The 12,085-nt window shown below is 24.7% G+C and carries 7 protein-coding genes, 1 pseudogene and 1 other annotated feature; of the genes and pseudogenes, 6 read left to right on the forward strand and 2 right to left on the reverse strand.

Annotated features, from left to right (window positions below):
- The first annotated feature begins 46 nt into the window (after positions 1–46).
- Together smpB and HF996_RS04095 are read left to right on the forward strand one after the other, a co-directional pair.
- Complete coding sequence (gene smpB, locus HF996_RS02535; RefSeq protein ID WP_168910496.1) at positions 47–484, forward strand: SsrA-binding protein SmpB; 438 nt, start codon at positions 47–49, stop codon at positions 482–484.
- Between the two features lie 19 nt (positions 485–503).
- A complete protein-coding gene (locus HF996_RS04095) occupies positions 504–1,139 on the forward strand; it encodes a thermonuclease family protein (RefSeq protein ID WP_254427689.1) in 636 nt (211 codons plus the stop codon).
- Here the strand turns inward: HF996_RS04095 and HF996_RS04100 are convergent, their stop codons facing one another.
- Entirely contained in the window at positions 1,140–3,017 is a 1,878-nt protein-coding gene (locus HF996_RS04100) for a hypothetical protein (protein ID WP_254427690.1), read from the reverse strand.
- 150 nt (positions 3,018–3,167) lie between these two features.
- Between HF996_RS04100 and metK the strand changes: the two genes are divergently transcribed.
- From metK to HF996_RS02570, 4 genes and pseudogenes are all read left to right on the forward strand, one after another.
- On the forward strand, positions 3,168–4,304 hold the full coding sequence (gene metK / locus HF996_RS02555; protein WP_168910497.1) for a methionine adenosyltransferase: 1,137 nt from the start codon (positions 3,168–3,170) through the stop codon (positions 4,302–4,304).
- 29 nt (positions 4,305–4,333) lie between these two features.
- Positions 4,334–5,392, forward strand: coding sequence for a hypothetical protein (locus tag HF996_RS02560; protein ID WP_168910498.1), 1,059 nt, complete (start codon positions 4,334–4,336; stop codon positions 5,390–5,392).
- Positions 5,393–5,544: 152 nt separating this feature from the next.
- The gene (locus HF996_RS02565; RefSeq protein WP_168910499.1) at positions 5,545–7,269 is read left to right on the forward strand and encodes a Na/Pi cotransporter family protein; all 1,725 of its coding nucleotides are present in this window, start codon (positions 5,545–5,547) and stop codon (positions 7,267–7,269) included.
- A 371-nt stretch (positions 7,270–7,640) separates the two neighbouring features.
- Positions 7,641–9,055 (forward strand): annotated as a pseudogene (locus HF996_RS02570) (IS3 family transposase).
- Positions 8,126–8,209, forward strand: a sequence feature (ribosomal frameshift element). Its footprint overlaps the pseudogene before it by 84 nt.
- 117 nt (positions 9,056–9,172) lie before the next feature.
- Here HF996_RS02570 and HF996_RS04105 read toward each other — a convergent pair.
- Positions 9,173–11,485 carry a hypothetical protein gene (locus HF996_RS04105; RefSeq protein WP_254427691.1) on the reverse strand — a complete coding sequence of 771 codons (2,313 nt, stop codon included), beginning with the start codon at positions 11,483–11,485 and terminating at the stop codon, positions 9,173–9,175.
- Positions 11,486–12,085 lie beyond the last annotated feature (600 nt).

Genomic DNA, 12,085 nt, shown 5'->3' on the forward strand with positions numbered 1-12,085 from the left:
TTTATATTAATTCTCTATTTTTAAAATATAAGAAAGGAAAAAGTTTATGAAAATCATTGCAAAAAACAAAATTGCTTACTATGATTATGAAATTTTAGAAACTTTTGAAGCTGGAATTAGTTTAATGGGTTGAGAAGTAAAATCTATTAGAGCTAATAGAGTAAATTTAAAAAATTCTTTTGCTTATTTTAAAGATTTAGAACTATACTGATCAAATGCACACATTTCTTTATATATGACTGTAAAAGGCGATGAGCAAAGAACTAGAAAGCTGTTAATGCACAAAAGAGAATTAAGAAAAATTCACTTTAAAAAGACAACTTCAAAACTGACATTGATTCCATTAACTTTATATTGAAAACATGGCAAAATAAAACTAGAACTTGCATTAGCAAAAGGAAAAACCAAGTATGATAAAAGACAAACTGAAAAAGCAAAAGAAGAAAAAAGAAAAATAGAAAAGATACTAAAAAATTATTCATAAGTATTTAAAACGCTTTATTTTGCTTCTTTTTTCATGCTTTGCAACTACTTTTATTTCCTGTCAACCTAATGACAATTTAGTTTTAAATAATGTCAAAGATGAAGATGAATTACTAAAAACTTTAAACCTTCCCAAAAATACAATTGTTGTTAAAAAAGCAACCAAATTGCAAGAAAAAAGAAGCTATTTGTTTAAAATTGCAAGTAATTACGATGGCGATACATTTAAAGATATTTTCGGCAATAAAATAAGATTATTTGGAGTAGATACGCCAGAAATTAAACCTAAAAACAACGTTAGATTTATAAATACTAAAAGAGCAAATTATTATGCTACAAAAGCAAGGAACTTTAGCAAAAAATTCCTTGAAAAATGAAGCAATTGAGCTTACATTACAATCATCAGTAAAGATCCATACGGTAGGTTTGTAGGCAAAATAGAAGTAGGACAAAAAGATTTAGCATCTGAATTATTAAAAAACGGATTAGCTATTTTAAGATATTTTCAAGTAGATAAACCCAAGAAAAAATATTATTATCCGAACTATAAAAACTTATATACAGATTATATTAACCTTCAAAATGAAGCAAAAGATAAAAAAATTAATGTATGAGCTGAGAAAATAAGAAGCATATATGGAATAAATATTTCTTAATTATTCTTGAATATATTTTAAAAATACACTTGCAAATGTAGCAATTTCTTGTGTGTAATCTTCAATAACTTTAAAATCTATTTTAGAAAGTAAAATATCAAATTCTTGAGCTTTTTCTCTTGTATTTTTGTATTTACTTTCTACAGTATTGCTTGAGTCTTGCTCAATAAAGTCAAAACTTTTGAATGAATGGATATGAAAATTTCATAAATCTTTTGAACTAAAGTATCAGTGACTAAAATCATAAAAATTGAAATTATTTTGTTGTTCTTGTTTTATTATTGACTGAAAAATTTGAATATATAAATTTGATGTTTTTATTTTGTTTTTATAAAAGCTTCAACTTTTTAATTTATCTATCCCTCTGTGTTTATACTTTTTATTAAACATAAAAACTTTTAATACTTTCGTTAAATAAACATATCTGGTTTCTTGATTTGAAAAGTCGATTTTTGTATTTGGTAAAATTATTAAACTAAATAATTCTTGAAACTTAGCTATATCGTCTTTGTATAAAATCAAGAATCTTACTAAAATAAGCTCATTTAAATATTCATATAAAGCTCTAATACCTACACTTAAAGAATTAAAAAACAAAGTTGATTGAGAGTTTATTTTAAGTTGTTGTAAAATCAAAGAAAAACTTCAAATGTGACCAAAATCTTTTTGTTCTTCTAACTCTAACAAAGTAGTGTTAAAAAAATTGTCAAATTTTTGAATAAATTTTTTTCTCAAATCTATACTGTAATTTAATTTTTTACATTTTTCTAATTCTTCTTTTCCTTTTGTAATTCAAGAAGTTTTTGTCGATGGAGTAATACCTAAATAAAATGAAAATTTTTTTACAAAAATTTCTTTAATTGGAAAGATATGTTCATTTTCTTTGAATAATTTAAATAACAAGTTATAAATATTTGTAATGTCTACTTTTATTTGAGATTCATTAATTAAATTTTTCTTATTTTTATTATATTTTAGATTAAAAATTTCTTCTACTTTAAATTCTGAATGTGCTTCTTTTATAAGTTCTTTTAAAATTTTTTTAGTGTTTTTAATACTTATAACTTCAACATCTTTATGAATTAAAATGTCTAAAATTTCATCTTGATTTTCAAAGCCTATTTTTAAAATATTTTCTATAAAAATAAAGTCTAAATAAAAATCTCAAATATCTTCTTTTTGAACATTTAAAAAATCCAAAATGTTAGTAGTAATTTGTTCATTTTTCATTAATTGCTCTTTAGTGGCGATATTATTAGCAACTAATATGTTATAAATATCTAAAATTTTTTTACCATAAGTAAAATTTAAAACGCAATTGTAATTTTTTTCTTGATTATTATTTAAAAATTTAGCAATTTCTTTTTGTTTTAAACAAGATTCAACTTTAATTTTTTTTATAGTTTCAAAGGAAAAATGATACTTTTTAATATTAAAATTAATTTCCTCTAAAAAGGTTAAAATTTGATTTTTTATTGTAGTATCAATGATCATATCTTGAATAAGTCTTTTAAAAATTTGACCTTTACTTATAAATTTTAATGCAGAAATTAATCTGTTTCCCTTTAATACTACATACTTATTTTCTTGTGCTAAAACGATAATTTTGCTTCATTTTTCTTCATAACCGTGCGTTAATATAGAAAAAACTAGTTGTTTGAAATTATTAAATATTTTCAAATTTATCGTAGTAAGATTGCTTGTAATATAACTATTAAAACCCATTGATTTTAGAATCTCTTGAAATTCTAAATAATCGTTATAAAACACATTAGCTTTTTTTATTTCTTCGAAAATATTATTCTGGAGAAAGTTAAGATTAGTGTGTCTTAAATTACTTAAATTAATTTGTAAATTTTCAAGTGTTACTAACTTCATTTTTGTTCCTATTTTGAAAATAATTTGATTTTTTTGAAAATATGTATAATTATAACAATTGCGTGTTTGAACAGCTTAAAATTAGTAAATGTTCGCTTTAAAAAACTTAGATAAATTTTTTAAAAAACACGAAATGGAGACATATATTTAATGTTAAAAAGAAGACAATTATCTGTGTCTGAATCAGTTGGAAAAGGACATCCAGATAAAATATGTGATCAAATTAGCGATAGTATTTTAGATGCTATTTTAGCTAAAGATCCAAACTCAAGAGTAGCTGTTGAAGTTATGGCTTCAAACAGATTAATAATTATTGGTGGTGAAGTTTCCACTAAAGCATATGTAGATTTAGTAAAAATTGCTTGAAAAGTTGTCTTTGCAATAGGTTATAATGAAAATGACTTTACTATTATTTCTAATGTAAATACTCAAAGCGTTGATATTGCTCAAAAAGTAGATAAATCTAACGATTTAGGAGCTGGAGATCAAGGTGTTGTTTATGGTTATGCTTGTTCAGAAACCAAGGAATTTTTCCCTCTTTCAGCTTCACTTGCGCACTCACTAACTAAATACGCTGAAGAACTAAGATCTAAGAAAAAATTTCCTTGAGCAAAAGCTGATATGAAATCACAAGTAGAAGTAGATTTTAGTAACTGAGAAAAACCAAGAATAGTTAAAATGTTAATGTCTGTTCAACACGAAGAAAAATTTAATTTTAAAAAATTCAAAGAATTTATTCATACAAATATAATGCAAAAAGTAGCAAAAGATTACAATTTAAACCTTGATTTTGAAGCAATTATTAATCCTGGAGGTAAATTTGTAATAGGTGGGACTATTGGTGATACAGGTCTTACAGGAAGAAAAATTATTGTAGATTCTTATGGAGATAGAGCTCATCATGGAGGTGGTGCTTTTAGCGGAAAAGACTATACAAAAGTAGATCGTTCTGGAGCTTATTTTGCAAGATGAATAGCAAAAAATTTAGTTGCAGCTGGTGTAGCAAAAGAATTAGAAATTCAACTTTCCTTTGCAATAGGATTTAGTCAGCCAACTTCTATTTCTGTAGAACAACTTCAAGTTGGAAAATTTAGTGAAGAACAAATTTTAGAATGTATAAAACACGTTTTTAACACAAGTGTTAAAGGATTTGTAGAAGACTTGCAATTAAGACAGCCAATTTACAAACAAACAGCAACATTTGGTCATTTTGGAAGAAGTGATTTAGACTTACCTTGAGAAAGACTTAATAAAGTAGAAGAAATTAAAAGATTTTTAAAAATCTAAAAATTTTAAATTTATAGTAAAATTTCTCTATGTTTTCAAAAAAATGGAAAATTTTTTTAGCCAACATTAGTACAATTAGTACTAGTGCTGTGCTTTTTTCTTGTCAAACAAATGATAATTTAGAAAAACAAAAACTTCTTGATGAGATAATTCAAATTCCTTTATTTATTGAAGGACAAGATTATATTAAAGTAAAAAATCTAGAAAATCAAGATTTAGGTTTAAATCTACTTGATTATTCATTGTTTTATTATGGACGTGAATTAAACCAAAATACTTTTGAAAAAGGTATAAAAAATAAAGATATTGATCCTAACTCTACAGAAACAGATCCAACTATAAAAACTTCTAACAATAATGATGTTTTAATAGGTTATTCTTATCATGGAATTTCAGAACTAAAATCAAGTGAATTTCTACAAAAATGAAAGGAAAATGAAGATAAAAATAACATTTGATTTTGAAAATATGGTGATGGTTTTTATATAAATAATCCATTTTTTACTAAATATAATTTATTTTCACAATCATTAGGTTTGCAAACAAATCCGGCAGTTGAACAATCAGTTGGTTCTTTAGGAACTTTTTGATGAAACATTGATTATTCAAAATTATCTTCACTTCCTTTTGATTCTAATTTCCAAAGAAAAAAAGAATTACTAGCTAAACTTGATAAATATACTATAACAAAAGAAAGAGAAGTTTTTGATTTTGATGATAAGCCTGACAATGCAGGTGATTTAAATAAAAAAGACTTGAAAAAGAAGGTAAATCAAGCATTTAAAGTTCAATTAAGAGCTTCTTTTGAATTTGATGATCAAACAATAGCTGATGATAAAAACAATGAATTAAAAAATGTAATTTTTAAATTATATTGAGTTCAAGATGCTGAAAATGGAATAAATTATCCTGATGATTCAAGATTTTCTTATTCTGGACTTTACTCAGTTCCAATATCTCAACTTAAATCAAATCCCAATGTTTTATCTGCGCAAAGGAGAATAAATGTAAAAGGTTTTGTTGGCGTAAATTTTCAAGAGTTAATTAATAATGCTTTCAAAGAAAATATACGAAAACAAAAAGAATAATTTCATAAACAAAATGCATAAATAAAAAATGAAATGAAAATTCAAATTTATTTAAAAATCCTTCATTTTTGAAGAAAAAATTATTTTTTATAAAAGAACTTAAGTTCAAAAGGAGAGAAAACATAAATATATTTTTATATTTATAAAAATCAATGTTATTTGACACGTGATACTCAGCACTTATTTTTGCCCTTGCTGGATTAGCTTTGTTTATTTTTTCAGCAAAAATTTTATCAACATCTTTAAAGCAAATTAGTGGACCTAAATTTAAAAAGCAAATTTTTAAAATTTCGGAAAACAGATTTGCAGCAATGCTATTTGGTATTATCTTTACAACTTTAATTCAGTCTTCTGATGGCTCCATGGCTCTAATTATGGGACTATTAGCTGCTGGATTAATTAAATTAAGAGGAGCTATTGCTTTTTTACTTGGAGCTAATATAGGAACTGCGACTACTTCCTTGATTGTTTCCTTTCAAGCTAGATTTGCTTTTACTGAATATTTTGTTTTACTTTTAGTAATTGGAATATTTGGCTATATGCTTGTAAAAAAAGAAAAATGATCTAATATTTTTTACATTATTTTTGCCATTGGTTTAATATTTTTATCTTTAAAATTATTAAGTTCAGGATCAAAAGTAATTGTAAAACAAGAATGGTTTAAAAGCTTTGTAAAACAAGTAGGAAAAAACGCTTGAGCTTCATTTTTCTTTTCATTTGTATTAACAGGGATAATGCAATCTTCTTCAGCAACTGTTACTTTATATCAAAGTATTTACGAAGGACAGTTTTATAATGACGCTGGTAAGTTTGTGCTATCAAAACCAGAAATTTTAAGTTTACCTGCTGCTATTGGTTTAGTTTTTGGAGCAAACGTAGGAACAACTGTTACTGGATTTATAGTTTCATTTACAACTAAAAATATAAATTCGAAAAAAATTGCAATAGTTTGAGGATTTACCAATTTATCTATTTCTATTTTAATTTTAGCAATCATTTTTTACTTTAGTCAGTTAATAGAATTAATGATTCCGTTGTCCTTAAAAGCACCGTCTTTACAACTTTCCATAGCTCACTTGTTGTTTAATGCTATTTTAGTTGCTATCTTTATATTCTTAATTACATACATAGTTAGGTTTTTAGATTGATTAATCAAAGATGATCATATGGAGAAAAAATTTGGTTTTACACTTACAAAAGAATTGATTAAAACAAACAATTTTTTAGCACTAGAACAAGGAAAACAAGCACTAACTTCTATGGGTAAAATGGTTTATGAAGGGCTTGAAAAAGCGGAAGAATTAACCAAAAAAAGAAGCACAAAACTCAAAGATCAATACAATCAATTAGAAGAAGTTGTTGATAATGCAAGGAAAAAACTTTATTTTTATCTAATAGAACTTGGACAACAAAAATTAACTACAGAACAATCTGAAATACATATGTCATTAATTTTATCTTCAAGATCACTAGAAAAAATCCTTGATATTGGAGCGGAGATTCTTGCTGAACTAGATAAGGTCTACGATCCTAAAAATAAAACTCAATTTTTAATAAGTCAAGAAGTTATAAATCATATTTCTGAACTAATAAAAATGAATAAAGCTATTTTACAAAAATCTACTGATCAAATTAAATACTTTAAAAAAGAAAGAAGTCATCACATCGAAGAAATGAGTCATGATTTTGACGAGCTTTCATTTAAATACGCAAAAGAAAATGTATCTAAATTAAAAAGTTCTATAGGTAAAACTCAATTAGATTTAGATTTTGATTATAGTAGAGTTTTAAGATCTTTAGAAAGAATAAACCACCACAGTTTAAGAATTAATCATTACTTAAAAAATTCTCATTGAGCAAAGTTAAATATATACTAATACAAACAAAAAACCATCTTTAAAATAGATGGTTTTTTGTTTGTAAATTTTTGTTTTTGCTTCATTTTTCTTCATATTTGTTAAATTTTCTTTGTTATCTATAAGTTTAAATTCTTCAAATAATTGTTTTGTTGTTACTAAAGAAATAACCTTATTTTTAAGTTCATTTAATTGTTCTTCTTCAGTAGGTATAGCAAATTGAGCATCTGGTTTATCTGCCTCTGTTTTTAAAGTATCTTAAAATTTACTAAATTTTTAAAAAAGAGAAAAATTTAGTATTATATGAAGAAAAAGTTTGCTTTATAAAAAACAAAAAAGTAATTAGTTGAGCGGATCCCCTTTTCTTAGGAAAATAGAAAAGGGGATTTTTTATGAAATATTCATTAGAATTTAAATTAGAATGTGTAAAAAAATACAAAAAAGGAATTGAAATTAAAAAGCCCGATTTTGTTAATACAAGTCAGAAAAATTTTTTAAATCAAGTAATTTTTTGAGAAAAAATTTATGACAAATTAGGAGTTGAAGGACTTAAGAAAAACCACGAAATAAAAAGTGAACTATAGATCAAAGATTAAACATAGTTAAAAGATTTTTAGCTGGTGAACCAATTGTTAAAATTTCACTTGAAAATAATCTTAATCCAAGTCAAATATCTTTTTGAAAGAAAAATATTTAGAATCGGGAATTAGTGGTTTACAATTAAACAAAGGAAGACAAATAATGAAATCTAAGATTAATAATAATAAATCTACAAAAATATCAAACAATTCCGATAGTCAAGATCAATCAAATTCTTCATTATCTGTATATGAAGAACTGAAACTTCTTAGAAAAGAAAATAAACTTTTAAAAAGGAAAATGAAGTACTAAAAAGTGAAAAGCCTTGGTAGAGATCTTTGACTCAAATCAACCAAGGCAAGAAAAATAAAAAAATTTATAATAGAGTAAAAGCTGACAAAAACCTTCGCTTAACTCAAGTATTAAAAGAGTTTTCTATTCCTATATCTACTTTTTATTATGAACTCAAAAAGAAGATTTTGACAAGAAAAATGAAGAAATTATAAGCCAAATGAAGCTTATTTTTCAAGAAAATAAAGCAAGATATGGAAAAAGAAGAATAAAAGCAGAACTTAATAATAGAGGCTATAAAATTGGACTTAAAAAGTTCGCAGATTAATGGAAAAATTCAATCTCAAAGCAATTTGTCCTAGAAGAAAATACAAATCTTACAAAGGAACTGTTGGCAAAATTACAGACAATATTTTAAATAGAAATTTTGTCGCAACTCAACCAAATCAAAAATGAACTACAGATGTAACTGAATTTAGCGGTTCATTTGGAAAAGCATATTTATCACCAATTTTAGATATGTTTAATGGTGAAGTTATTGCTTGAGATTTGTCTACAAGCGCTAACAACCAACAAATTAGAAAAATGCTTCAAAAAGCTTTTTTCAAACACAAAAATCTTGAAGGTTTAATTTTTCACAGTGATCAAGGATGACAGTATCAACATAGACAATTTTCAGAAAAATTAAAACAAAAGGAATAATTCAGTCCATGTCTCGAAAAGGAAATTGTTTAGATAATAGCGTTATTGAATCGTTTTTGGAACATTAAAAAGAGAATGTTTTTATGGTCACTGAAAAGAATTTTTAACTTTTAAACAACTTCACAAAGCAATTGCAAATTATATTTATTATTACAATCACAAACGAATTAAAGACAAAATAAAATGAATGTCTCCCATTAAATTTAGAGAAACATTCATTTCAAATTATAATTAATTAAAACACTTAAAAATTTTAGAAGAAAAGGGTACCACCTCATAGTAAACTAATTACTTTTTCTATTATTTATGTATAAAAATATACGTATAAGTTCGAGGTATTGATTATTATTGATTATTTTTTAGATTCTTGTTCTATTGCAGCAATATCAGCATCTAATTGTTTATTGGCATCTTTAGAATTTTTAAAATTTAAATCAAAGAATTCATTTTTGTCAACATAATCGGCTTTATTGGTATCTGCAAATTTTATAGTTACAAATGTTCCAAAATTTTCAATTTGTTCTTTAGTGTCATCGTAGTTTGTAAGAATAATTATTTTGGTAACATTTTCATTTTGAATTTTTTTGAAAATTTCTTCTACTTTATCAACTTTTTTAAATGAAGGATCTTGTGGATTATATCCTAAGGTTAGATAAATGCTATTTTCAAATGCTTTTTTATCTTCTTCTTTTGTAGGAAGTTTTAATGTTGAATTATCTGTAGTTGAAATTTCTACTCTAGTTACTAAAAGTTGGTACAAATTATAGGATTTTACACTTAAGGTTGCTTTTTCATTGCCTACTTGTGATCTAATGGTTTTATTTAATTCTTCGGGATTGGTTTGTAATTGGTTTAGTTCTTCGGCATTTGTGTTGTGTGCTTTATAAACTTCGGCAATGATTTTACTTTGTTCTTCTAAATCGTCTTGTTTTTCAGGAGGTAATTGTGCGATTTTTTCTTCAATTTCTTTTTCAGTTGTTTCAATTAAACTATGTTTTTGGTTATATTCTTCTTGAGTTATAGTTTTAGAATCATTTACAAAATCTTCTACAGCCATTTTTTCATATTGTTTAGCAGAAGGATAACCTAAATAGAATTCATCACGAAGTTGTTTTTGTTCTGCAACTTCTTGAGCTTTTTCTTCTTTAACTTTTTTAACAATTGCTGCATCTAAAGTTGCATTATTGTTTCTTATATTGTCAAGGTTTAGTTCAAATAAAATGTTTTTATAAACTATATTATCTAAAGTTATACCTTTATATTTAGCATGTGTTTTAGCTAAGTAGTGTTCTACTGGTTGTGCAAATTCTACTTTTACAAAACGTCCTCAATTAGTTGTAGGATTTTCGGAAGTGAGTTTGTTTGTTAGTAAAGTAATTTTTTTAATTTTAGCTCCGGAAACCTCTAATTGTTTTAAAATACTTTCTATTTTTGGATCACGGATGAATTGAGTTGGTTTATCTTGTGAAATATAACCTAGTAATAAATAGATGTATTTTTCAAATGTATCTTTTAGTTTTGGATTTGTTGATATTTCAAAAGATGAATTATCATATGTAGAAATTTCTGTTTTTATTAAAGTCAATCCATACATATGATATGGTTTGATATTTATATTTGCTTTTTGATTTTGTAGTATTTGTCTGATAATTTTATTGAAATCATTTGGATTGTTTTCGATTTGTGCAAATTCACCAGCATTTGTATTGTGTTTTTTAAATATTTCGTTTTTAATTTTGTTAATTTCTACTGGATCTTTTTGCTTGTTTGTATCAAGTGCTTTAATTTTATCTTCAATTTCTTTGTTAATTAATTTAATTTCTGCTGCTTTTGCATCATATTGTTCTTGAGTTATGAAACTTTCATCAGCTTCGAAATCCTTTGTTGTCATAGCTAAATATTCTTTAGCTTTTGGATATTGTTGATAAAAATTATCGCGTTGTTCTTTTTGTTCTTCAATAGTTTTTGCAGGTGCTGGTGTTTTGGAATTTCGTTCTTTTGCTAATAATTTAGCAAGAACTAATTCATATTCAGAACCATTTTCTTTAAGTTTTTTAAGTAAGTTTGCATTTTTTTGAGCAAAAACTACATAGTCTTTTATTGTTTGTTTAACTTGTGCATCTGTAGATAATTTTTTATCATATGAATTAGCTAATCTTAGAGCTAGCTCAGTATTTATATGTGCACTTAGTTGTTTTTTGTAGTTTACTAATTCTTCTGGAAGAGCTGAATTTGACTCAAATACTTTTGGACCTGTTGTCTCTTGAGCGCTTATGTTTTCTTCTAAAAACTTAGTAATAATATTTGTTTTTTCTGTTGTTTTTTGTTCTTCTGAAAGTGTGGTGTCGTTATCTATTTTTGAAAGTTCTTTATCTATTTGGAGAGACTCTGCTAATGAAATAATGTCATCCTTAAATTCAGTTAATTGGTTTTGATCAGTTGGTAATTTTATTTTAGAGTTTTCTTTTGCTTGCATAGATTCCAAAGTATTTAAAATAACAGGTGAATATAGTGAAATTGGAGTTTTATATTCAACTTTAGTCGCTGTTTCTGTTTTACGGTTTGGAAGTATTAAAGCCATAGCAATTATAGAAGGGGAAGCAAGTACTAAAAATACTGCAATACCCAACGCTAATTTACTCTTTTTTATGCTTTTAAAGTTCATTTATTAGCCTCTTTTCTTTTACTAATCATTATTAATTATATATAATATATATATATATGCCAAGTATTTCGTACAAAAACATCAAAAATGAAGGAAAATGAAGAAAAAATAAGTATTTTTTGTTATTAATGAATTTTATTAAGTAAAAAAATATTAAAAAAACCACTGCAAAATAACTGTGGTTTTTAAGCTTAATTTTTTAACGTAATTTTTGATTTTTAATTTAAATTTTTGTTTAACAAAGTTTATATTAAATAAGAAAAATATGAATTTTATAATCATTAATAATTACTTGTTTTTAAATGTATTGGTTAAAAGTTAAATATATCAAATATTCAAATTTTATTTTGCACCTTCATTTAAAGTGTATATTTACAATATATAGTTATTATTTTTAATAAAAAATATTTATTTTAAAAAATTAAATTTAAAGAAAAATGAAGGAATTTTTATAAAAAATTCGTTTAAAGGCTAATTTAAAGGCTAATTTAAAGGCTAATTTAAAGGCTAATTTAAAGTCTAATTTAAAGTCTAATTTAAAGTCTAATTTAAAGTCTAATTTAAAGTCTAATTTAAAGTCTAATTTAAAGTCTAATTTAA

This window comes from Mycoplasma sp. 1654_15, from assembly GCF_012516495.1.
Lineage (GTDB): Bacteria > Bacillota_I > Bacilli_A > Mycoplasmatales > Metamycoplasmataceae > Mesomycoplasma.